This window comes from Pseudomonas sp. FFUP_PS_473, assembly GCF_002858665.1.
In the GTDB taxonomy this organism is placed as follows: Bacteria; Pseudomonadota; Gammaproteobacteria; order Pseudomonadales; family Pseudomonadaceae; genus Aquipseudomonas; species Aquipseudomonas defluvii.
The window spans coordinates 41986-67666 of record NZ_PJQQ01000019.1; the positions used below are offsets into that span (position 1 = coordinate 41986).

General features: G+C 63.8%; 4 protein-coding genes. All 4 read left to right on the forward strand.

All coding sequences use genetic code 11. The features are described from left to right. Positions 1 to 7 precede the first annotated feature (7 nt). The 4 genes from CYD26_RS14720 to CYD26_RS14735 all read left to right on the forward strand — a co-directional run bounded on the left by CYD26_RS14720 (position 8) and on the right by CYD26_RS14735 (position 25670). The gene (locus CYD26_RS14720; RefSeq protein ID WP_099774857.1) at positions 8 to 724 is read left to right on the forward strand and encodes a thioesterase II family protein; all 717 of its coding nucleotides are present in this window, start codon (positions 8 to 10) and stop codon (positions 722 to 724) included. A gap of 53 nt (positions 725 to 777) precedes the next feature. After that, a complete protein-coding gene (locus CYD26_RS14725) occupies positions 778 to 1755 on the forward strand; it encodes a TauD/TfdA family dioxygenase (RefSeq protein WP_065760196.1) in 978 nt (325 codons plus the stop codon). Between the two features lie 87 nt (positions 1756 to 1842). Continuing rightward, positions 1843 to 14727 (forward strand): non-ribosomal peptide synthetase, encoded by a 12885-nt coding sequence (locus tag CYD26_RS14730; RefSeq protein WP_102052935.1) that lies wholly within the window; start codon positions 1843 to 1845, stop codon positions 14725 to 14727. Positions 14728 to 14729: 2 nt separating this feature from the next. Continuing rightward, positions 14730 to 25670 (forward strand): non-ribosomal peptide synthetase, encoded by a 10941-nt coding sequence (locus CYD26_RS14735; protein WP_102052936.1) that lies wholly within the window; start codon positions 14730 to 14732, stop codon positions 25668 to 25670. Positions 25671 to 25681 lie beyond the last annotated feature (11 nt).

Sequence of the window (25681 nt, forward strand, 5' to 3'; positions counted from 1 at the left end):
AGACCTCGTGGTAAAACTCTTCTGTTTCCCCTATGCCGGGGCCAGCGCTCAGTGCTATGCACGCTGGCGCCGCGGCTTGCCGGCCTGGCTCGATGTTCGACCGGTCGAGCTGCCGGGCCGTGGTGCTCGCTTCGGCGAGCCGTTGCACGAGCAACTGGCGCCTTTGGTCGCGCAACTGGTCACCGAGTTGCGCGCCGATCTTCATGCGCCCTACGCCTTTTTCGGTCACAGCCTGGGCGCATTGATTGCCTTCGAGGTGGCGCATGCCTTGCGCCACGGCGGGTTGCCGCAACCTGAGCAACTGTTCCTCTCTGGTGCCAGCGCGCCCGGTCATCGGGACGATGAGCGTTACACGCGGCTGGATGCCGACGCTGACCTGATCGACGAGTTGCAGCGGCTTGGCGGCACGGCTGCAGCGGTCATTCACAGCCCTGAGCTGATGGCGATGGTGTTGCCAGTGCTGCGCGCCGATTTTCGCCTGTGTGCCAACTATGCCCCGGTACCCCGGCCACCCCTGACGTGTGCAGTGCACGTGCTGGGCGGTGATGGCGACGCGATAGGCGCCGCCGCCCTGCAAGCCTGGCGTGGGGAAACCCTCGGCACCTTCAGTTGCACCTCATTCGTCGGTGATCACTTCTTTTTGCATGCGCGTGAAGCCCAGGTGCTCGACCACCTGCGCGCACACCTTGCGCGATTGCGCCGCAGCGAACGGGTGTGCGGATGAATCAGCAGGCCGCCGAGGCGGCGTTCAGGAGGATTACACAGATGCACGAACGCATGAGTTGCACCGATTGGGGCGTCGACGTCCAGGCATTGATTCCCGGCCAGAGCCTGCCGCTATTGATTACCCCGCAGCAGGGGCGGGCGCCCCTGATGGCCAACTTCGCTGCCCTCAGCGACCTGGCCGGTGCGCGCCTGGAGCAGGCCGGGGGGCTACTGTTCCGCGGTTTCGACGTCAACGGCATCGATGAATTCCAGGGCTTCGCGGCGGCGTTCGGCCATCCGCTGCTCAGCTACGAATTCGGCTCGACACCCCGCAGCAAGGTGTCGAGCGGCGTCTACACCTCGACCGAATACCCCAAGCACCAGCACATCCCTTTGCACAACGAGCAGGCCTACACCCGCGAATGGCCGATGCGCATCTGGTTCTACTGTGCCCAAGCCGCAACGGTTGGCGGCGCCACGCCGATTGCCGACAGCCGCGAAGTGTACCGGCGTATCGATGCGCGCCTGCGCGAACACCTTGTCCGCCGTGGCCTGCGCTATGTGCGCAACTTTGGCAACGGCCTGGATGTGGCCTGGGAAGACGTCTTCGGCAGTACCGACAAGGCCTATGTCGAAGCCTACTGCCGCAGCCACGGCGTGACCTGTGAGTGGAAGGAGGACGGTGAGCTGCGTACCAGCCAGGTATGCCAGGTAACGGCGGTGCACCCACGCACCGGCGACAACGTCTGGTTCAACCAGGCGCACCTGTTCCACGTCTCCAACTTGCCGGCTGAGGTGCGTGCGTCGCTGCTGGAGGTGGTCGAACCGCACGACCTGCCGCGCAACGTGTACTACGCCGACGGCTCGCCGATCGAGGACAGCCTGCTCGATGAAGTGCGCGGCGTACTCGCCGAACAGGAGATCAGCTTCCCCTGGCAAAACGGCGACATCCTCATGCTCGACAACATGCTCACCGCCCACGCCCGTCACCCGTTCGAAGGGCCGCGCAAGGTGGTGGTAGCCATGGCTCAAGGCCACCGCGCTGATTGAAACGGGTCGATGGCCTCTTGATGACTTCGCATTGTGCAGCCCCCTAACCGGGCGCTGCTTTTCTACTCTTTATTAGCGAGTGATGTGATGAGCGTGCAAATTCCCGCGGACAGCACTTTCGTCGAGCGCCTGCAATACCTCGCCGAGCGGCAACCCACCCGTACCGCGTTGCGCTGGTTGGTCGATGGCGACGAAACCAGCCAGACCTGCAGTTTCGCCCAGTTGGATGTACGCGCCCGTAGCGTCGGCGCAGCCCTGCAGGGCAGTGCAGGGGCCGGTGAGCGGGCGGTCTTGCTGTTCCCCAGCGGCCTCGATTATGTCGGGGCGTTCTTCGGCTGCCTGTACGCCGGTTGTGTCGCTGTGCCGGCTTACCCACCCGAATCGCTCAAGCCACAGCACCTTGAGCGTTTGCTGGCGATCATCGGCGACGCCGAGCCACGCTTCATTCTCACCGACAGTGCCTTGCTGCCGGGCCTGCAAGCGTTGCAGCGCGAACTGCCGGCACTGGCTGGCATTGAACTGGTGGCGGTCGATGTGCTCGACCCGGCCCTGGCTTCGCTGTGGCAGCCGCCGTGCGTTGATCCTGACGGCCTGGCCTTTTTGCAGTACACCTCCGGCTCTACCTCGACGCCCAAAGGCGTGATGGTCGGTCACGACAACCTGATTGCCAACGCGCGGGCGATTCGCAGCGGTTTCGGCATTCATGACCGCGATGTGATCGTCAGTTGGTTGCCGCTGTATCACGACATGGGCCTGATCGGCAGCCTGCTGCAAGGAATCTACAGCGGCATCGAAGTGGTGTTGATGTCGCCCCGGCACTTCCTTGAGCGCCCGTTGCGCTGGCTGCAAGCGGTGTCGCGCTTTGGCGGCAGCGTCAGCGGCGGGCCGGATTTCGCCTTTCGCCTGTGCGTCGAGCGGGTGCGTGACAGTGCCCTGGCCGGCCTTGACCTCAGCGGCTGGCGCCTGGCGTTCTCGGGCTCCGAGCCCGTGCGTCATGACACCCTGCAAGCGTTCTGCGAGAAATTCGAACCCTATGGGTTCGACCCACAAGCGCTGTTCCCGTGTTACGGTCTGGCCGAAGCGACGCTGTTCGTCAGTGCCGGTCAGCGAGGCCAGGGCTTGCGCGCCGAGCACTTCGTGCGCGATCAACTGGCGCAGGGGCAGGCCGTTGCCGCAGAGCAGGGCGATTGCCTGGTGGGGTGTGGCGGGCCGGTGGCCGAGCACGAGGTGCGCATCGCCGCGCCGGGCTCACTGCTCGCGCTGGCCGACGGGCAGGTTGGCGAAGTCTGCTTTGCCGGGCCGAGTGTTACCCACGGCTACTGGCGCAATCCCGAGGCCACGTCAGCAGCCTTCGTGAGCGACGGCCAGCAGACATTCCTGCGCACCGGCGACCTGGGCTTTGTGCACGATGGCACGCTGTTTATCAGCGGTCGAAGCAAAGACCTGATCATCATTCGCGGGCATAACCTGTACCCACAGGACATCGAAAAAAACCTCGAGGATCAAATCGACCTGCTGCGCAAAGGCCGTGTTGCGGCATTTGCGGTGCAGGTCGATGGCCGCGAGGGTATCGGCATTGCCGTGGAAGTCAGCCGTGCGGTTCAGAAGCAGGTCACGCCGTCCGCCTTGTTCAGCGCGATTCGCGAGTGCGTGGCGCTGGCCCATCAAGAACCGGCCAGTGTGATTCTGTTGTTGCAGCCGGGGACATTGCCGAAGACCACCAGTGGCAAAGTGCAGCGCTCGACCTGCCGCCACTTGTGGTTGGCCGGCAGCGATGACGTGTACGCGTCTTACCCGACCGATCAGGTGCGCGAGCCGGGCAACGCGCCAGCCGCCGCCTTGAGCCCACGGGAAGCGCATGTCGCCGCGCTGTGGCAGGACGTGCTGAAGGTCGAGCAGGTGTTACCCGAAGACAGCTTCTTTGCCCTGGGCGGCACCTCCATTCTTGCCATGCAGGGCCTGGCCCGCCTGCAGGATGAACTCGGCATCCAGTTGGCGCCGCGCCTGCTGTTTGAAGCGCCCACCCTGCGTGCGTTCGCTGCGGTGCTGGACACCGTGCTGGCCAGCGGTCGACCGGCCTTGGAGGTGATCAGCCGGTTGCCGCGCAGCGGCGCGCTGCCGTTGTCCCTCGGTCAGCGCCGATTGTGGTTCCTTGCTCAGCTGGAACCGCACAGTAGCGCGTATCACATCGCCGCGACCTTGCACCTGCGTGGCGTATTGAACCGCCTCGCGCTACAGCAGGCCTTTGGCCAATTGTTCGCCCGTCATGAAAGCCTGCGCAGTGAGTTCCCGCAGCGCGATGGCCAACCCTGGTTGCGCCTGCTGCCTGTCGATGCCTTGCAGGTGACCTTCAACCATTGGCCTGCCGACAGCCTGGAGCAACTGCGCACACGTGCCGATCAGGCAATGCGTGAGCCGTTCGATCTGCAGTGCGGGCCATTGATCCGTGTGCAGGTGCTTCAGCGCGCCGACGATGAGGCGTTGTTGCTGGTCAACCTGCACCACATCATCGCTGACGGTAGCTCGATGCACGTGCTGATCGACGAATTCGCCCGGCTCTACACGCATTTCTGCGAGCAGGTCTGCGACCGCACGCCGTTGACCTTGTCAGCGCTGCCGGTGGGCTACGTCGACTTTGCCGATTGGCAGCGCTTGCGCCTTGAGCGTGACGACGAACAGCAGCGGCAATTGAACTACTGGACGTCGCGCCTGGGCGGCGAACAGCCGGTCCTGGAATTGCCTGTCGATAGCGTTACCGGCGAGCAGTCATCCCAGTTGGCATCCCGTTACAGCGTGGTCGTGCCGGCCACGCGGGTTGCACTGTTAAGGCGCCTGGCGCTGGGCGAAGGCAGCACCCTGTTCATGCTACTGCTGGCCGCGTTCCAGGCCTTGCTGCAACGCTTGAGTGGGCAGCGTGACATCCGTCTCGGCGTGCCAGTGGCCAATCGTCCGCGTCGGGAGCTGCAAGGCGTGGTCGGCTTCTTCGTCAACACACTGGTACTGCGTGCCGATGTCGATCCACAGCAAAGCTTTGTTGCGCTGTTGCGCCAGTCGCGCAGCGAGGTGCTGGATGCCCAGGCCCATCAGGATCTGCCGTTCGAGCAACTGGTGGACGCCTTGGCGCCTGAGCGCAGCCTGGGCCACAACCCGTTGTTCCAGGTGGCATTCAACCACCAGCAACAGGATCACAGTGCCTTGCACGCCTTGCCGGGCCTGCAATTGCTGGGCCTGCAACGGTTGCTCGGGGATGCCCCGTTTGACCTCAGCCTGGATAGTGAAGAACAGGCCGACGGCAGCCTTGTGTTGACCTTCAGCTACGCGCACAAGCGCTTCGATGAGCGCAGCGTTGTGCGTATCGCCGAGCGATTGCTGGCCCTGCTGGCGCAGTTGCCTGAGCGGGCGTCTCGACCGCTGGCCGAGCTGGCCCTGTTGAATGCCGACGAGCATCGCCAACTGCACACCTGGAGCCAGCCAGCGGGCGTTACGCCACACCTGCCGCTGGTGCATGAAGCCATCAGCCAGCAAGCCGCCTTGCGTCCCGACGCCGTGGCGCTGGTGTGCGGCGAGCGCTCGCTGACCTTCGCTGAGCTGGAGCAGCGAGCCAATCAGCTGGCCCATCGCTTGATCGATCTGGGCGTGGGCCGGGAAACCCTGGTTGGCGTCGCGCTGGACCGCTCGCTGGAACTGATCCTCGCCCCGTTGGCGATCCTCAAGGCCGGGGGCGCCTACGTGCCGCTGGACCCGGAGTACCCGGCCGAGCGCCTGGCCTACATGGCCAAGGACGCGGGCCTGAAGTGGGTGCTGAGCGATGCCGCGCTGGCACTGGCGTGGCCGGAAGGCGTCGAAGTCGTGGCCCTGGACCAACTGGACCTGAGCTGCGCGCCAACACAGGCGCCCGTGTTGACGGTCGCCCCGCAGCAACGCGCCTACATGATCTACACCTCTGGCTCGACCGGCCAACCCAAGGGCGTGACCGTCGAGCACGGTGCCCTGAGTATGCACTGCCGCGCCGCCGCAGAGCTGTACGGCATGAGCGCCGACGACATTGCCCTGCATTTTGCCTCGATCAGTTTTGACGGCGCGGTGGAGCAGTGGTTGTCGCCGATGATGTTCGGTGCCCGGTTGGTGCTGCGTGGCCCGGGGCTGATCTCGGCAGAGCAGAGCTACCAGACGCTGGTGGACCAAGACGTTACCGTGGCCTATTTCCCCACCAGCTATGCCCATCAACTGGCCGAGTGGGCTTTGGCGCATCCGCAGCCTTTAAAGTTGCGCTCATGCACCATCGGCGGTGAAGCGGTGTCGCGGGAGACCTTCGATCTGCTGCGCCGTGGCCTGAAAGCGCCGCGCATCATCAACGGTTACGGGCCGACGGAAACCATCGTCACCCCGACCTTGTGGCGGGCCGACGGCGATGTACCGTGCGAAACACCGTACGCCCCCATCGGCCGTGCTGTCGGCAACCGCACCCTGTACGTGCTTGATGCCGACCTTAACCTGTTGCCACCGGGTGTGGCAGGCGAGCTGTACATTGGCGGCGAAGGGCTGGCCCGTGGTTATCACCAGCGCCCAGACCTGACCGCCGAGCGCTTTGTACCGGACCCGTTTTCCGCCACCGGTGGCCGGCTGTACCGCTCTGGCGACCGCGTGCGCTGGCTGGCCGACGGCAATCTGGAATACCTGGGGCGTATCGACCAACAGGTCAAGCTGCGCGGCTACCGCATCGAATTGGGCGAGATCGAAACGCGGCTGCAGGCCCATGCCGACGTCGGTGAGGCGGTGGTGCTGCTGCGTGACAAGCGCCTGGTGGGTTACGTGGTGTCTAGCCGCGATGATGGCCTGGTTGAAACCCTGCTGAGCGAGCTGAAACAGCAACTGCCGGACTACATGGTGCCGAGCAAGATCCTGGTTCTGGAACGCTTCCCGTTGACCCCCAATGGCAAGGTGGACCGCAAGGCCCTGCCGGAGCCAGTGTGGGAAAGCCAGACCTTCCAAGCGCCGACTTCTGTCGAAGAGTTGGCCTTGGCTGCGATCTGGCAACAGGTGCTGGGGTTGGAACAGGTAGGGTTGCACGACAACTTCTTCGAGCTGGGTGGCGACTCCATCGTTTCGATCCAGGTGGTCAGCCGTGCGCGGCAGGCCGGTTTGGCGCTGACGCCCAAAGACCTGTTCCAACACCAGACCCTGCAAGCCCTGGCGCGTGCGGCCAAACCGCTGGAAGGTGCATTGGCCATTGACCAGGGCCCGGTCAGCGGCGCGGTGCCGCTGACGCCGATCCAGGCCTGGTTCTTTGAACAGCCGATTCCGCAGCGGCACCACTGGAACCAGTCGGTGCTGCTCAAGGCTGCGCAACCGCTGGACAGCCAGGCGCTGAACCGTGCCTTGCAGGCCTTGGTGGCGCACCATGATGCCTTGCGCCTGAGTTGGAAACAGGAGGGGAACCGCTGGACTCAATGCCACCGTGATTTTAGCCAGCAGACCGTGCTCTGGGAGTGTGAAGCGTCTTCTGCCGCAGACATCACTGCCCATTGCGACGAAGCTCAGGCCAGTCTGAACCTGCAAGACGGCCCACTGCTGCGCGCCGTGCATATTCGGCTGGCCGATGGTACGGCCCGCTTGCTGCTGGTGGTGCATCACCTGGTGGTTGACGGCGTGTCGTGGCGCATCCTGCTGGAGGATCTGCAGCAGGCCTACGCCGGGCAGCCATTGCCGGCCAAGACCAGCGCCTACAAGCACTGGGCCGAACACATGGAAGCCTTTGCCCACGGCGAGGTGCTGCAAACGGAAGTGGCGTACTGGCAACAGCAGCTTGCGGGGCCCAAGGATCAGTTCCCGGAGGACGGCACCCCAGGTGGCGGTATCGAAAGCCTGACCCTGACCCTGGACAAGGCCCGCACCGCCCAGTTGCTGAAAACCGCGAACGCGGCGTACCGCACGCGCATTGATGAACTGCTACTGACGGCCCTGGCCCGGACCTTGTGCGACTGGAGCGGGCAGCCCAGCGTGCTGGTTGATCTGGAAGGGCATGGCCGCGAGGCGCTGTTCGCGGACATCGACCTGACCCGCACCGTTGGCTGGTTCACCAGCCTGTACCCACAACGCCTGATGCGCTTCGAAGGCATCGGCGAGAACCTGAAGGCAATCAAGGAAGCCTTGCGTCAGGTGCCCAGCAAAGGCGTCGGTTACGGCGCCCTGCGTTATCTGGCGGGGGCGTCCCAACTGGCTGAGTTGCCTGCTGCGCAGGTTACCTTCAACTACCTCGGCCAACTGGACGCCAGCTTCGCGGCGCAGGGGCTGTTCGTCTTGGCAGCGGAGTCGTGTGGGCAAGTACAGAGCGCGCAAGCCCCCTCGCTCAAGCGCCTGGAAATCAATGCCCAGGTGCATGGCGCCGAGCTGAGCCTGAACTGGCGCTTCGACACGACGCAGCACAGTGTTGCCAGTGTGCAGGCCTTGCTGGACGGCTACGTCGAGGCGTTGCACGAAGTCCTCGAACATTGCCTGAGCGCCGAGGCGGGCGGGGTGACGCCAAGCGATTTCCCGCTGACCCGCCTGAGTCAGGAGCAACTGGACAGCTTGCCGTTGGCGGCTCGCGAAATCGAAGACGTCTATCCGTTATCGCCGCTGCAACAGGGCATGCTGTTCCACGCACTGCAAGACGGCGCCGAGGATGCCTACTTCTACCAGCGTGGCTTCCTCATCGAAGGCCTGCTGGACCAGGAGGCATTGATTGCGGCCTGGACCCGGGTTGCCGAGCGCTATCCGGTATTGCGTACCGCCTATTACTGGGAAGAAGTCGGCATGCCGTTGCAGGTGGTGCAGCGCCATGCCCGGGTCACTCTGCAGGCCCATGACTGGCGCGGCCTGAGCCTGAGCGAACAGCGCCAACGCCGTCAGGACCTGCTGGACGGGGAGCGCCGTGCCGGTTTCGACTTCCGCCGTGCCGGTGAAATACGCCTGGGCCTGTTACGTGTTGCTGAAGAGCAATGGTGGATGATCTGGAGCAACCACCATATCGCCCTTGATGGCTGGAGCATGGGCCTGATCCTGCGCGATGTGCTGGGCCATTATCATGGCCATGCAGCCGGGGCGGGCGCGATCGGTTCACGGCCGTACGCCGACTATATCGGTTGGCTGCAACGGCAATCCGTAGCGGCTCGCCAGGACTTCTGGCACGGGCAATTGGCCGACTGGACGGCGCCAACGCCGCTGCCGGGTCGTCTTTCAACAGCATCCGGGCAACAAGGGTATGCCGAACTCGGCAGCACCTTTGCAAACAGTGAAACCGCGCATCTGCGTGCTGCGGCGCAGCGTCTGGGGGTTACCATCAACACCCTGTTGCAGGGCGCCTGGGCCGTGTTGCTGGGGCACTATGCCAACAGCAGCGATGTGCTGTTCGGCATCACGGTTTCTGGTCGCGGCTTGCCGCTGGCCGGTGTCGAAGAAATGGTCGGGCTGTTCATCAACACCTTGCCGCTACGGGTCCAACTGCCGATGGAACAATCGGTGGTGTCCTGGTTGCAAGCCTTGCAGCGTACCAACCTGGACTTGCGTGCACAGGAGCACAGCCCACTGGCCGACGTGCAGCGCATGGCCCGTCCCGGCGACGGCGTGCAGAGCGGCGCACTGTTCGAGAGCATTCTGGTGTTCGAGAACTACCCGCTGGACGAGGTGCTGCGCCAGCAACCGGCGGGCCTGAAGCTGAGCCTGCTCGACGATCAGGCGGCCGAGGCAGCAGCGCGTGGGCGTAACAACTACCCGTTGAGCCTGATCGCCAGTCTTGATGAGCAACTGCACCTGACGTTTTCGTTCCAACGCGCGGCGTTCAGCGCCCAGCAGATCGAACGTTTGCTGCAGCAAGTGCGGCAGGTGCTGATGGCCATGGCCAACCAACCTGAACAGCGTGTGCAGCAACTGCCGGTGGCGCTGCCAGGCGATGCAGCGCACGCGCTGAGTGAACTGCGCGGCGATACACGTGAGTTCCCGTGGGTGACGGTGCTCGATGGCTGGGCCGAACAGTTGGCCCTGAATCCCGATGCCCCTGCGCTACAGGACGAACAGCAACGGCTGAGTCGGGCCAAGGTCGAAGCGGCCGCCAACCGCCTGGCCCATGCACTGATCCAGCGCGGTGTATGCCCGGAAACGCCGGTTGGCCTGTGTGTCGAGCCATCGGTTGACCTGGTCATCGGTTTGCTCGGCATCCTCAAGGCCGGTGCGGTGTACCTGCCGCTGGACTGTCGCCAGCCCGCTGAACGCCTTGGCAGGCTGCTTGACGGTAGTGGTGCGGCGTTGCTGCTGTGCCATGCTGCCACCCAAACGTTGGCCGAAGCCTGCGCGCATCCGCTGTTGGCGCTGGACAGCGCTGAGCTGAGCGGCCAGAGCGCCGAAGCCCCTGTGCTGCGGGTGTCCGCCGAGCAGGGCGCCTACCTGATCTACACCTCGGGCTCTACCGGGCAGCCCAAAGGCGTTCTGGTCGAGCATGGCGCACTGGCCAACTATGTACAGGCCATTCTGGAACGCCTGCAATTGCCCTCCGGGGCAAGCATGGCGCTGGTGTCGACCAGTGCTGCGGACCTGGGCCATACCCAGCTGTTCGGCGCTTTGTGTAATGGCGGCCTGCTGCATGTGCCCGGGCAGGAGCGGCGCTTTGACCCCGACCGCTTCGCCGAGTACATGACGCGCCATCAGGTTGAGGTATTGAAAATCGTGCCAAGCCACTTGCGTGGCCTGTTGCACGCCGAGCGCGCAGCCGATGTGCTGCCCGGCCATACCCTGATCGTGGGGGGCGAAGCCTGCGACAGGGCGCTGTTGGAGCGCATTCGCGCACTGCGTTCGGATTGCCGGATCATCAACCACTATGGCCCGAGTGAAACCACGGTGGGCGTGCTGACCTGGGCACTGGGCGCCGATCACTCGACACCCGATCGCCTGCCGTTGGGCCGACCGCTGGCCAACGTGGTTGCGCGGGTGCTGGATGCCGAGCAACGGTTGTTGCCCGCCGGGCAACCGGGAGAGCTGTACCTCAGTGGTCGCTGCCTGGCGCGTGGGTACCAGGGGCAAGCCGGGCAGACTGCCGAGCGCTTTGTCTTCGCGCCGGCATTCCCGGGCGAGCGGCTGTACCGCACGGGGGATCGTGTGTGCCTGCGTGAGGGGCAACTGGAGTTTCTCGGCCGCACTGACGATCAGGTGAAGATTCGCGGTAACCGCGTCGAACTGGGTGAGATCACCGCCTGCTTGAGTGCATTGCCGGGTGTCGCGGCCGCTGCGGTGCGACTGGCCAGCCTGAACGCCGATGAACATCCGCAATTACTGGGCTATCTGGTAGCAGAAACAGGCACGCACCTGCACCTGGACAGCCTGCGCGAGCACCTTGCACAGCACCTGCCGGACTATCTGGTGCCGGCCCGACTGATCCTGCTCGAGCGTTTGCCGTTGAATGCCAATGGCAAGCTCGATCGAAACGCCTTGCCCTTGCCGACCGCACCGACCGAGGCCAGCCCCACGCAGCACTTCGCGGCCCCGCAAGGCGAGCACGAAACCCTCCTGGCCGAGATATGGCAGGCGGTGCTCAAGTGCGACAAGGTCGGTCGTGACGACAATTTCTTTGAACTGGGCGGCGACTCGATCCTGAGCCTGCAGATTATTGCCCGTGCCAGAAAACGTGGCTTGAAGCTGACACCGAAACAGTTGTTCGCCATGCCGACCATTGCTGCCCTGGCGGCATTGCAACCGGCGCCGACGGCCTTGGCCGCACCCGAGACGCCGGCTATTCCCCGGCTGCCACGCACGGGCGTCTTGCCCCTGTCCGCGGCGCAACAACGGCTGTGGTTCCTGGCGCAACTGGACCCACAAAGCAGTGCCTACACCATTGCCGGTGCCTTGCAACTGAGCGGCGAACTGCAGCATGACGCCTTGCGCCAGGCCTTTGCCCAATTGGCGGAACGCCATGAAATGCTGCGCGCCGCGTTTTTCGATGACGCCGGGCAACCGCGACTCAGGATCGTCGCTGGGCGCAGACCGCAGTGGCGCGATGTCGACGTGAACCATGTAGCGCCGGGGCAACGCCTTGCTGCAGTGCATCAGATAGCCGCCGACGAGATCGCCCGTCCATTCGATCTGGAGCATGCGTCGTTGCTGCGGGTCACGCTGATGCAGCTTGAACAGGACCGCCACGTCGTGCTGGTGTGCCTACATCACCTGATCGCCGATGGCTGGTCCATGGCATTGTTGATGGACGAACTGGGTGAGTGCTACGCCGCCGCCAAGGCTGGGCGGACTGCGCAGTTGCCTGTGTTGGCGTGGGACTACGTCGATTACGTCGCCTGGCAGCGTGAGCGTCTGGATGGCGCCGAAATGCAACGCCAACTGGGTTACTGGACTGCGCAACTGGAGGACGCGGGCGAACCGCTGGCCCTGCCGTATGACCGTGCCCGCCCGGAACTGTCGCAGGGGCGTGGCGCCTGCCATGGCTTTACGCTGGACGGGGCATTGCTCGCGGATCTGCGCCACACCGCGCAAACCAATGGCTGTACCTTGTTCCATGTGCTGCTGGCCGGTTTCGGTCTGCTGCTGCAACGGTACAGCGGGCAACACGATGTGCGCATCGGCTTGCCGGTCAGTGGCCGCGAGCAGGGCGAAAGCCAGGGGCTGGTGGGTTGTTTGATCAACACGCTGGTACTGCGCCTGCAATTGGCTGCTGTGCAGACGGTTGGCGAACTGCTGGGCCAGGCCCGGGAGGTCACCCTCAACGCCCAGGCCCACGCCGACGTGCCGTTCGAGCAGTTGGTGGAGACGCTGGTCAGCCAGCGCACACCCGGGACGCACCCGCTGTTTCAGGTGTTGTTCAACCACCAGCGCCGCGATATCGCCGGCCTGGCGCAACGCAGCGGGCTCGGCTTTGAACGCCTGGAACTGACAGAGCGCAGTGCTCAATTTGACCTGGTGCTGGACACCGAAGAAAACACTGACGGTGTGGTTCACGTACGCCTGTTGTATGCCGCCGAACGTTTCGAACACTCGACCATTGAGCGGTTGGGCGCACATTGGCTGCAGGTGCTCAAACACCTGGTGGCTGGCAGTGACACAGCGCTGGGTGGGGTGCAGCTCAACAGCGCTACCGAGCGGCAGCAGTTGGCGCAATGGAGCGCGCTGCAGCAACACTTCCCGGCGTTCGTGCCGATCTCGACCCGTATTGCCGCGCAGGCGGCGTTGCGCCCTGACGCCGTGGCGATCCGTCATCAGGGCGTCAGCCTCTGCTACGCCGAACTGGAGCAACGTGCCAATCAACTGGCCCATCGCTTGGTGAGCCTCGGTGTGGGCAGCGATGTGCTGGTCGGCGTGGCCTTGCCTCGTTCAGCGGAACTGATCGTCGCCCTGTTGGCCGTGCTCAAGGCCGGCGGTGCCTACGTGCCGCTGGATCCGGACTACCCGGTGGAGCGCTTGGCCTACATGGTCGAGGATTCCGGCCTGCAACAGGTGATCAGCCTGTCCAGCCTGGACCTGCAGTTGCCGCTACAGGTATTGGCGCTGGACACCCTGGACCTTTCAGCAGAGCCATGCAGCGCACCACAGGTGACTATCGACCCGGAACAACTGGCCTATGTGATCTACACCTCGGGCTCGACCGGTCAGCCGAAAGGCGCGCAGTTGACCCAGCGCAACGTCGAGCGGCTGTTCCAGGCCACCCAGGGCGATTTCGGATTCAACCACGACGACGTCTGGACCCTGTTCCATTCCTACGCCTTCGACTTCTCGGTGTGGGAAATCTTTGGCGCACTGGTGCACGGCGGTTCTTTGGTGATCGTGCCGTATTTCACCAGCCGTTCACCGGAAGAGTTCCTGGCGTTGCTGGTCGAAGAGGGCGTGACGGTGCTGAACCAGACGCCGTCGGCGTTCCGTCAGTTGATCCCGCTGGCGCAGAAAAACACGGTGCCGTTGAGCCTGCGTTACGTGATTTTTGGCGGCGAGGCACTGGAACTGGAAAGCCTGCGGCCGTGGTTCGAGCGCTACGGTGATCGCCAGCCACGGCTGATCAACATGTACGGCATCACCGAAACTACGGTGCACGTGACCTACCGGGAAATCACCGAGCGAGACCTTGTCCATAGAGGCCCGAGCCCGATTGGCCGGCCGTTGGCCGACCTCAGCCTGCACGTGCTGGACGCCAACCTGAATCCGCAACCGGTCGGCGTTGCCGGTGAGTTGTACGTCGGCGGTGCCGGCTTGGCCCGTGGCTACCTGAACCGCCCGGAGCTGACCAGCGAACGCTTCATCGCCAGCCCGTTCGACGCCAGCCAACGTCTGTACCGCAGCGGCGACCTGGCCCGGCGCCTGTCCGATGGCAGCCTGGAATACCTGGGGCGTATCGACCAGCAGGTGAAAATCCGCGGTTTCCGCATCGAGCTGGGTGAAATCGAAGCGCAGTTGCAAAGCCACCCGCAGGTCAACGAAGCGGCGGTGCTGGTCAAGGAGGGCGCCGGTGGCCCCCGGCTGGTGGGCTATGTCGCCAGCCCGGTGCCGGCGATTCAGGACGAGCTCAAGGCCCACCTGCATGAACGGCTGCCGGAGTACATGGTCCCGGCACAGATCGTGGTGTTGCCGATGTTGCCACTGACCGCCAACGGCAAGCTCGACCGTCGCGCGCTACCCGAGCCGGACGCTGCTGCAGGCCGCGAGTACCGGGCGCCGCAGACCGATACCGAGCGGGCTGTAGCCAGCCTGTGGGCCGAACTGTTAGGCGTTGAGCGGGTCGGCCTGGACGATGACTTCTTTGAACTGGGCGGCCACTCGCTGCTGGCAACCCAGGTGATTTCCCGTGTGCAACAGCAGTTGGATACTCAGGTTGCACTGCGCGAGCTTTTTGAAGCCACCACCCTGACGCGTTTCTGCGCGCAGGTCGATGCCTGCCACAGCCAGGCGTTGAACGCCGACACCGCACGCCGGATGGCAGCACTTCTCACCGATTTGGAGATTGACTGAACATGCTTGACCAGACTGTCGCGCTAGAACTGGCACAGCGCTTCATGGCGCTGCCCGGTGAGAAACGTCGGGTGTTTTTCCAACGCTTGGGGGAACAGAACCTTAACCTCAACTTGCTGCCGATCCCTGCGGGGATCGGTGCCCACAGTGGGGTACTGTCATACGCGCAGCAACGCCTGTGGTTCCTCGCACAATTGATGCCGCAGAGCAGTGCCTACAACATCGCCGGTTCGCTGCGCCTGAGCGGCACACTGGACCGTGCCGCCCTGCAGCGTGCGTTCGAGCGGATCGTTGCGCGTCATGAAACACTGCGCAGCCGTATTCAGCGTGGTCACGATGATCAGCCACAGTTGATCGTGCTGAACCAGCAAGCGCTGGACATCCGCGAGCAGGACCTGTGCGATTTGCCGGCCGCTAAACGTGAAGGCGCTGCGCGAGGCGCGGCCACGCTCGAGGCCCTGACGCCGTTCGACCTTCAACACGACGCGTTGCTGCGGGTTGGCCTGCTGCGTCTGGCCGATGACGAGCATGTGCTGTTGGTAACCCTGCACCACATCATCGCCGATGGCTGGTCAATGAAGGTACTGATCGACGAGTTCGCCAAGGCCTATGCGGCGTTCAGCGCCGGCAGCGAGCCTGAGCTCCCGGCCTTGACGATCCAGTACCGTGACTACGCGTTGTGGCAGCGCAGTTGGCTGGAAGCGGGGGAGCAGGATCGCCAACTGGCCTACTGGCGGCAACAACTGGGTGAGCGTCAGCCGATGCTCGAACTGCCCGCCGACCACCCACGCCCGGCAGTGCGCGATTACCGTGGCAGCAAACATGCGCTGGTCGTACCGGCCGCGCTCAGCGATGAACTGCGTCAGTTTGCCCAGCGTCACGGCTGTACGCTGTTTCAGGTGCTGCTCGGGGCGTTTCAGGTCCTGTTGTATCGCTACAGTGGTCAGCGGGACCTGCGTATTGGCGTGCCTATCGCCAACCGTCAGCGCCTGGAATGTGAAGGGTTGATCGGTTTCTTCGTCAACACCCAGGTGTTGCGCAGTGACGTGGACGGCGAACAGGGCTTCGCCCACTTGCTTGAACAGGTCAAGCAAGCCGCCCTTGGGGCACAGGCACATCAAGACCTGCCGTTTGAGCAACTGGTCGAAGCGTTGCAACCTGAGCGCAGCTTGAGCCACAACCCGCTGTTCCAGGTGATGTTCAACCATCAGCGTCGTGACCTTGATGCCCTGGCTCGGTTACCGGGGCTGCGTGTCGAGCCGTTCGAGCGTGAAAGCCGTAACGCGCAGTTCGACCTCAACCTGGACAGTGAGGAGGACAGCGCTGGCGTCTTGCGGCTGACCTTCGGCTACGCCACTGACCTGTTTGACGCGGCCAGTATTGAGCAGCTCGCGCGACACTTCCTGCGCCTGTTGCAGGTGCTGCCGCAGACCCCGGATTGTGCACTGGACGCAGTGCCATTGCTCGACGAGGACGAGCGTCGCAGCATCGTGGCCTTGGCCAATAACACCCGCAGCTTCCCGGAACTGACAGCGGTGCACCGCCTGATTGAAACCTGCGCCGCACGCCAGGGGGATGCACCTGCGCTGGTTGCCGAGGGCACAACCCTGAGCTTTGTCGAGTTGGAGCAACGGGCCAATCGTCTGGCGCATCGGCTGCTGGCGCTGGGCGTTGGCCCCGATGCGCGGGTGGGGGTCTCGCTGGAGCGTTCACCCCATCTGCTAGTGGCGTTACTCGCCGTGCTCAAGGCCGGTGCGGCCTATGTGCCGCTGGACCCGGAGTTCCCGGCGGGGCGCCTGGCCTACATGATCGAAGATTCGGGCCTGGAGCTGCTATTGACCAGCACCGTGGTCGCAGATCGCCTGAACGTGGCGCAAGGGATCCAGGCCTTGCATCTGGACACACTGGACCTTGGCGCAGAGCCGAGCACGGCCCCGAACATTGCCGTGGCTGAGGAGCAGTTGGCGTACGTCATCTACACCTCGGGCTCCACCGGCAAACCCAAGGGGGTGATGGTCCGTCATGGCGCATTGAGCAACTTCCTGCAATCGATGGCCGAGGCTCCGGGCATCGCTGCCGATCAGTCCTGGCTGGCGGTGACCTCGCTGTCGTTCGATATCGCCGCGTTGGAACTGTACCTGCCGCTGACGCGTGGCGCCTGCGTGCTGCTGGCCAGTGCCGAACAGGCCCGCGATGGCCTGGCGCTGCAAGCCGCGCTGGAAAAGGCCGACGTCATGCAGGCAACCCCGGCGACATGGCGCATCCTGCTGGAGAGCGGGTGGCAGCCGTCATCGCGGCACACCCTGATCTGCGGGGGAGAGGCCTTGCCGCGCGATCTGGCCGAAGCGCTGGGCAGTAACGGTGCCCGGCTATGGAACCTGTACGGTCCCACCGAGACCACCATCTGGTCCACCGCGCAAGCCATGCGCGCCGTCAGCCCGGCGAACCAACCCATTGGCCGGCCCATCGCCGCGACCTCGACCTATGTACTCGATGCGCGTCTTGAGCCGGTTGCAGTCGGCATCACCGGAGAGTTGTACATCGGCGGCGCAGGCCTGGCCCGTGGTTACCATCAACGCCCGGACCTGACCGCCGAGCGCTTTGTGCCAGACCCGTTCGGTGAGCCGGGGGCGCGTTTGTACCGCACAGGCGATCTGGTGCGCTGGCGGCGCGATGGCGTCCTGGAGTACCTCGGACGTATCGACCATCAGGTCAAGGTTCGCGGCTTCCGCATTGAATTGGGTGAAATCGAAGCGCAACTGCTGGCCAACGCCGAGGTGCGTGCTGCCGTGGTGCTGGCCCGAGAAGCCGCCGCTGGCACGCGCCTGGTCGGTTATGTCGCGGCCTCAGCGGGGGAAACGCTGGCCGAAACCCTTAAAGCCGAACTGCGTCGCAGTCTGCCCGAGTACATGGTGCCCGCGCAGATCGTGGTGCTGGAGCAACTGCCGCTGACACCCAATGGCAAGATCGACCGGCTGGCCTTGCCTGAGCCGGTATGGCAGGCCCGCGCATGGCGAGCCGCCGACAGCGAGCCTGCGATCAGCCTGGCCGGGATCTGGGCGCAGGTGCTGGGTGTTGAACGGGTAGGGCTGGACGACAATTTCTTTGAGCTGGGTGGCCATTCGCTGTTGGCAACCCAGGTGATCAGCCGCATTCGTCGACAACTCAAGCGTGAAGTGCCGTTGCGCTGCCTGTTTGAAGCCGCTGACCTTTCCGGCTTTGCCAGCGCTGTCGCACAGTTGCCTGAACAGGTTGCGGCGCAGGCACCGTTAAGGGTTGCACCTCGGCCATCGGTGTTGCCGTTATCGGCCGCACAGCAACGCCTGTGGTTCCTCGCGCAGATGGAGCCTGATAGCGCGGCCTACAACATTCCGGCTGCGCTGCAACTGCAGGGCACGCTTGATCATCAGGCGCTGCAGCAGGCGTTCGACGCGCTGGTGGCGCGTCATGAAAGCCTGCGCACACGCTTTGCGCTCGACGCCGCTGGCCAACCGCAGCAGCTGATTGATGAGCCTCGACCCATTTCCATCACCCGTGTACCGATGCATGGGCAGTCGTTCACCGCCGTACTCGAAGAAGCCCGGCGTGAAGCCTTGCGCCCGTTTGATCTGGGCAATGGGCCATTGTTGCGCGTGACCCTGCTGGAACGTGCGGACGACCGCTGGGTGTTGCTGGTGACCCTGCATCACATCATCACCGACGGTGCCTCGATGGGCATTGTGATCGAGGAGTTTGCCGAACTGTATCGCGCCGCCAAGGAGCGCCGCGCCGCGCGTTTGCCTGCGCTTTCTCTGCAGTATGCCGACTACGCGCTGTGGCAACAGCAGCGGCTGGACGGCCCACAGGTCGCCGAACAACTGGCCTACTGGTGTGACAGGCTGGGCGGCGAGCAGCCGTTGCTGGAGTTGCCGCTGGACCATCCGCGCCCGGCAATGCCGAGTCTGCGCGGTGCCAAGCATGTACTGACCTTGCCAGCCGCCTTCGGCACACGCTTGCGCGCATTGGCCGGGCAGCACGGGGCATCGCTGTTTCAGCTGCTCCTGGCGTCCTATGCCTGGCTGCTGTATCGGCACAGTGGCCAGCGTGACCTGCGCATCGGTATTCCTCAAGCCAACCGTAACCGGTTGGAACTCGAAGGCCTGATCGGCTTTTTCGTCAACACCCAGGTGCTGCGTATTCAGGTCGATGGGCGCGAGGGCTTCGCGCAACTGCTGCAGCAGGTCAATGCCCTTGGCCTTGAAGCCCAGGCGAACCAGGACGTGCCCTTTGAGCGGCTGGTGGACGCGCTGCAACCGGAGCGCAGCCTGAGCCGTACGCCGTTGTTCCAGGTGATGTTCAACCATCAGCGTGAAACCGCACAGGGTTTACGGCAGTTGCCAGGCTTGAGCGCCGAAGTACTGCCTAACAGCGTGGGTAACGCGCAATTTGAACTGATTCTGGACAGCCTGGAAGCGGCGGACGGTTCATTGCAGTTGAGTTTTACCTACGCCGTCGAACTGTTTGAAGCGCGGAGCATTGCCCGCCTTGCTGAGCGCTTCGAGCGCTTGCTTGGGCAACTGCTGGCCCAGCCTCGCGCACCGCTGGCAGGCCTGGATCTGCTATTGCCCGCCGAGCGTCAGCTACCGGCAGTCGCCAGCCGCTACAGCGGTGCACTGCCCATTCATCAGCGCATCGCGCAACACGCGGTTGAGCGGCCGGATGCGGTGGCACTGGTCTGGGATGAGCACGGTAAACGCTTGCACATGAGCTTTGCTGAACTGGATGCGCACAGCAACCAGTTGGCTCAGCGCTTGCTCCGTGACGGGCTGCAGCCGGAGCAGCCCGTGGGCGTGTTGCTGCAGCGCACGCCACGCGCGTTGATCGCCATGCTGGCCGTGCTCAAGGCCGGCGCTGCCTACCTGCCGCTGGACCCTGAATTGCCGGTCGAGCGCCTGACCCTTATGGCCCATGAAGCCGGTCTTGAGTGGGTGCTGGCTGAAGCGCTGACCGAGATGAGCCTGCCGACGGGTATTGGCGCCTACGTGCTGGACCGGATGGACCTGCAACATGAATCCAACAGCCAACCCCAGGTCACGGTGCATTCCGGGCAGTTGGCCTACCTGATCTATACCTCCGGCTCCAGCGGCAAGCCCAAGTCCGTGGCTGTCAGCCATGGTGCATTGGCCGGTCACTTGGCGGCGATGCAGGGTATCTATCAGGTGACGCCGGATGATGCGATGTTGCTGTTCGCCTCGCTGGGCTTCGATGCCGCTGCCGAGCAGTGGTTGCTGCCGTTGGCCGCCGGGGCACGGGTGGTGATGCGCGGGCAGGATGTATGGGGCATCGAGCGTTTGTTGCAGGTGCTGGACAGCGAGCGGGTCAGCCTGCTTGATCTGCCGCCGTCCTATGCCCAGCAGTTGGGCGACACCCTGCGCAGTGAACCGCGGAAGCTGGCGGTTCGCCTCTGCACCTTGGGTGGTGAAGCGGTGCCAACGCAAATCCTGAGCCTGCTCCAGCAGACGCTGGGTTGCCAGTTGATCAACGGCTACGGCCCGACCGAATGCGTCATCACGCCGATGCTCTGGCAGGCCGATGGTCGGCCGTCAACGCGCGCCTATGCGCCATTGGGTGAGGTGGTCGGGGCGCGTCAGGCGCATATTCTCGATGCCGACCTCAACCCGGTTCCGACGGGCGTGATCGGCGAGTTGTATATAGGGGGCGAAGGGCTCGCGCGAGGTTACTACCAGCGCCCGGACCTGACCGCCGAACGTTTTATCCCCGACCCGCTCTCGAACACCGGTGGCCGTCTGTACCGTACAGGTGACCGTGTGTGCCGTCGTGATGACGGGCAACTGGAGTACCTGGGCCGTATCGACCAGCAGATCAAGTTGCGCGGTTACCGCATCGAACTGGGTGAAATCGAAGCCTGCCTGCTGGCCCATGCTGCGGTTCGCGAAGCGTTGGTAGTGGTCAATGGCAAGCATCTGCTGGGTTATGTGGTCGCTGCTGCGGATGAAAGCCTGGCTGAAACCTTGCTCGCTGAATTGAGGCAGCAACTGCCGGACTACATGGTGCCGAGCAAGATCCTGATTCTGGAACGCTTCCCGTTGACTCCCAATGGCAAGGTGGACCGCAAGGCCCTGCCGGAGCCAGTGTGGGAAAGCCAGGTTTATCAGGCGCCAAGCACGCCGGAAGAACGTGCACTGGCTGCGATCTGGCAACAGGTGTTGGGGCTGGAACAGGTCGGGCTGCACGACAACTTCTTTGAGCTGGGTGGCGACTCTATCGTTTCGATCCAGGTGGTCAGCCGTGCGCGGCAGGCCGGTTTGGCGCTGACGCCCAAAGACCTGTTCCAACACCAGACCCTGCAAGCCCTGGCGCGTGCGGCCAAACCGCTGGAGGGCGGGTTGGCCATTGATCAGGGCCCGGTCAGTGGCGCGGTGCCGCTGACGCCGATCCAGGCCTGGTTCTTTGAACAGCCGATTCCTCAGCGGCACCACTGGAACCAGTCGGTGCTGCTCAAGGCCGCGCAACCGTTGGACAGCCAGGCGCTGAACCGCGCCTTGCAGGCCTTGGTGGCGCACCATGACGCGTTGCGTTTGAGCTGGCAGCAGCAGGGGAGCAGCTGGGTTCAACACCATCGAGCCCACAACGAGCAGGGCGTGTTGTGGGAGCGCGAAGCGGCTTCTGCCGCAGAAATCACCGCCCATTGCGACGAAGCGCAAGCCAGCCTGAGCCTGCAAGACGGCCCACTGCTGCGTGCCGTGCATATTCGGCTGGCCGATGGGACGGCACGCTTGCTGCTGGTGGTGCATCACCTGGTGGTTGATGGCGTGTCGTGGCGCATTCTGCTGGAGGATCTGCAACAGGCCTACGCCGGGTTACCGTTGCCAGCCAAGACCAGCGCCTACAAGCACTGGGCCGAACACATGGAAGCCTTTGCCCACGGCGAGGTGCTGCAAACGGAAGTGGCGTACTGGCAACGGCAGTTGGCCGGGCCCGTGGATCAGTTCCCGGAAGATGGCACCCCTGGCGGCGGTATCGAAAGCCTGACCCTGACCCTGGACAAGGCCCGCACCGCCCAGTTGCTGAAAACCGCGAACGCGGCGTACCGCACACGCATTGACGAACTGCTGCTTACGGCCCTGGCCCGTACCTTGTGCGCCTGGAGCGGGCAGCCCAGCGTGCTGGTCGATCTGGAAGGGCATGGCCGCGAGGCGTTGTTCGCGGACCTCGACCTGACCCGTACCGTTGGTTGGTTCACCAGCCTGTACCCGGTGCGCCTTGGCGCTCACAGCGATCTGGCGACGACGCTGAAGGCGACCAAAGAGACCCTGCGTCAGGTGCCGCATAAAGGTGTTGGTTATGGTGCCCTGCGTTACTTGGCAAGGGCCGAGCAGTTGCATGAGTTGCCTGCGGCACAGGTCACCTTCAACTACCTGGGGCAGTTCGACACCAGCTTCGGCGCCGATGACCTGCTGCACCCCGCCAGTGAATCGGCAGGGGTGGAGCAGGGGGCAGGTACGCCCGCATTGGCTGCGCTGGAAATCAACTGCCAGGTGTATGCCGGCGAGTTGCGCTTGAGTTGGCGCTTTGACGCTGCCCGTTTCAGTCGTGCCCGGTTACAGGTGCTGTTGGACGATTACCTGCGCGAACTCATCCGCGTGCTTGATCACTGCATGAGCCCAATGGCCTACGGTGTGACGCCCAGTGATTTTCCACTGGCGCAACTGACCCAGGCGCAACTCGATGGACTGGCCGTCCCACCACGTGAAATTGAAGACATCTACCCGCTGTCGCCTATGCAGCAAGGGCTGTTGTTCCACTCATTGTTCGCACCGCACGCCGGTACCTACATCAACCAACTGTGTGTTGATATCGACGGCCTGGATGTCGAGCGTTTCCGCGCCGCCTGGCAGGCTGCACTGGAGCGTCACGCGATCCTGCGCACGGGCTTTGCCTGGCAAGACCTGCCTGCGCCGGTACAAGTGGTTCATCGTCAGTTACAGGTGCCGATGCAGGTGCTCGACTGGCGTGAACGCGCCGTTGAGGAAAAGGCCCTGGCACAGGTGGCACGCGAAGAGCACACCCGTGGCTTCGATTTGCAGCACGCACCCTTGCTGCGCTTGTGCCTGGTGCGCGTTAGCGATCAGCGTCATCGACTGATCTGGACCAGCCATCACCTGTTACTCGATGGCTGGAGCAACGCCCAACTGATTGGCGAGGTACTTCGCCACTACGCGGATCCCTTGGCACTGAAACCGGTCAAAGGCGGTTTCCGTGACTACATCGACTGGCTCCAAGAGCAGAATGTTGAGGCCAGCGAGCACTTTTGGCGTGCTCGTCTGGCGCCACTGGACGAACCGTGCCTGTTGGCCAGTGCTGTCTCCCAGAGCCAGGAAAGCGGTTATGGCGCATGCGCACGGGTGCTGACCAAAGACGAAACACATCGTCTGCGCGAATTTGCACAGCGCCAGCGGATCACGCTCAACACCTTGGTACAGGGCGCATGGTTGCTCTTGCTGCAGCGCTACACCGGTCTTGAGCATGTGTGCGCCGGCGTCACCGTAGCGGGTCGCCCCACGCAGCTGGAAGGGGTCGAGTCCTGGCTGGGCCTGTTCATCAACACATTGCCGGTCATTCAGCAGCCGCTCGCCGAACAGGCGGTGGGCGACTACTTGCGCGCCCTGCAAACCGACAACCTGGCCATGCGCGAGCATGAACACACGCCGCTGTACGCGATACAGGGCTGGGCCGGGCAAGGCGGGCAAGCGCAGTTCGATACGCTGGTGGTGTTCGAAAACTACCCGGTGGATCAGGCGTTGCGCCAGCATCAGGACCAGGCCCTGCAGTTCGGCCCTGTCGATCAATTGGAGATGACCAACTACCCATTGGCCCTGACCGTTAACCTGGGTGAAGCGTTGGCGCTTTCCTGTAGCCATGACCGTGCGGCATTCGATGATACAACCGTGCAGCAACTGATGGCACAACTGTGCTGCTTGATGCTCGGTATGGCCCGTGATGCCGCGCAACCGCTTGGGCGGCTGGAACTGAATGATGTCACCGCGCGTCAACAACTGGTGCACTGGAGCGCAGTGCAGCAGCATTTCCCGGCGTTCGTGCCGGTATCGTCCCGTATTGCCGCGCAGGCGGCGTTGCGCCCTGACGCCGTGGCGATCCGTCATCAGGGCGTCAGTGTCTGCTACGCCGAGCTGGAGCAGCGCGCGAACCAACTGGCCCATCGGCTGATACGCCTGGGCGTGGGCAGCGATGTACTGGTCGGCGTGGCCTTGCCTCGTTCAGCGGAACTGATCGTCGCCCTGTTGGCCGTGCTCAAGGCTGGCGGTGCCTACGTGCCGCTGGATCCGGACTACCCGGTGGAGCGCTTGGCCTACATGGTCGAGGATTCCGGCCTGCAACAGGTGATCAGCCTGTCCAGCCTGGACTTGCAGTTGCCGGTACAGGTGTTGGCGCTCGATACCCTGGACCTTTCTGCAGAATCGTCGAGCGCACCACAGGTGACTATCGACCCGGAACAACTGGCCTATGTGATCTACACCTCGGGCTCGACCGGCCAGCCGAAAGGCGCGCAGTTAACCCAGCGCAACGTCGAACGCCTGTTCCAGGCCACCCAGGGTGAGTTTGGTTTCAACCAAGACGACGTCTGGACACTGTTCCATTCCTATGCCTTCGACTTCTCGGTGTGGGAAATCTTTGGCGCCCTGGTGCACGGCGGTTCTTTGGTGATCGTGCCGTATTTCACCAGCCGTTCACCGGAAGACTTCCTCAAGCTCCTGAGCGAAGAGGGCGTGACGGTGCTGAACCAGACGCCGTCGGCGTTCCGTCAGTTGATCCCGCTGGCGCAGAAAAACACGGCGCCGTTGAGCCTGCGTTACGTGATCTTTGGCGGCGAAGCCCTGGAACTGGAAAGCCTGCGGCCGTGGTTCGAGCGCTACGGTGATCGCCAGCCACGGCTGATCAACATGTACGGCATTACCGAAACCACGGTGCATGTGACCTACCGGGAAATCACCGGGCAAGACCTTTCACATAAGGGCCCGAGCCCGATTGGCCGACCGTTGGCCGACCTCAGCCTGCACGTGCTGGACGCCAACCTCAACCCGCAACCGGTCGGCATTGCCGGTGAGCTGTACGTCGGCGGTGCTGGTTTGGCCCGTGGCTACCTGAACCGCCCGGAGCTGACCAGCGAACGTTTCATCGCCAGCCCGTTCGATGCCAGCCAACGCATGTATCGCAGCGGCGACCTGGCCCGACGCCGGGTCGACGGCAGCCTGGAATACCTCGGCCGTATCGACCAGCAGGTGAAAATCCGTGGTTTCCGCATCGAATTGGGTGAAATCGAAGCGCAGTTGCAAAGCCACCCGCAGGTCAGCGAAGCGGCGGTTCTGGTGAAGGACGGGGCCGGTGGCCCCCGGCTGGTGGGCTATGTCGCCAGCCCGGACCGGGCGATTCAGGACGAGCTCAAGGCCCACCTGCATGAACGGCTGCCGGAATACATGGTCCCGGCACAGATCGTGGTGTTGGCGAGCTTGCCACTGACCGCCAACGGCAAGCTCGACCGCCGCGCGCTACCTGAGCCGGACGCTGCAGCAGGCCGCGAGTACCGGGCGCCGCAGACTGACACCGAACAAGCCATCGCCCGTATCTGGGCGCAGGTACTGGACGTGGAACGTGTGGGCCTTGATGACCACTTTTTCGAACGGGGCGGGCATTCCTTGCTGGCGGTACAGACCGTTTCACGCCTCAAGCGTGAGTTCGATCTCGACGTTGGCGTGCGCGAGCTGTTCGAACACCCACAGCTTGAGGCCTTCGCCCGTTATGTCGAGGCATTGCGCCCTTACGCCGAGGCTGCGCGCCAAGAACTGCAAGACGATATCCATGCGGCATTGGCGGAACTCGACGGTCTTTCGACTGAAGAACTTGAAGCCCTGCTGGCGGAATAGGACAGAACTGA

What these genes read in the sequence shown, in the direction of transcription:
- CYD26_RS14725 (WP_065760196.1), top strand. Translation starts at nt 778, where the DNA reads ATGAGTTGCACCGATTGGGGCGTCGACGTCCAGGCATTGATTCCCGGC.
- CYD26_RS14730 (WP_102052935.1), top strand. Translation starts at nt 1,843, where the DNA reads ATGAGCGTGCAAATTCCCGCGGACAGCACTTTCGTCGAGCGCCTGCAA.
- CYD26_RS14735 (WP_102052936.1), top strand. Translation starts at nt 14,730, where the DNA reads ATGCTTGACCAGACTGTCGCGCTAGAACTGGCACAGCGCTTCATGGCG.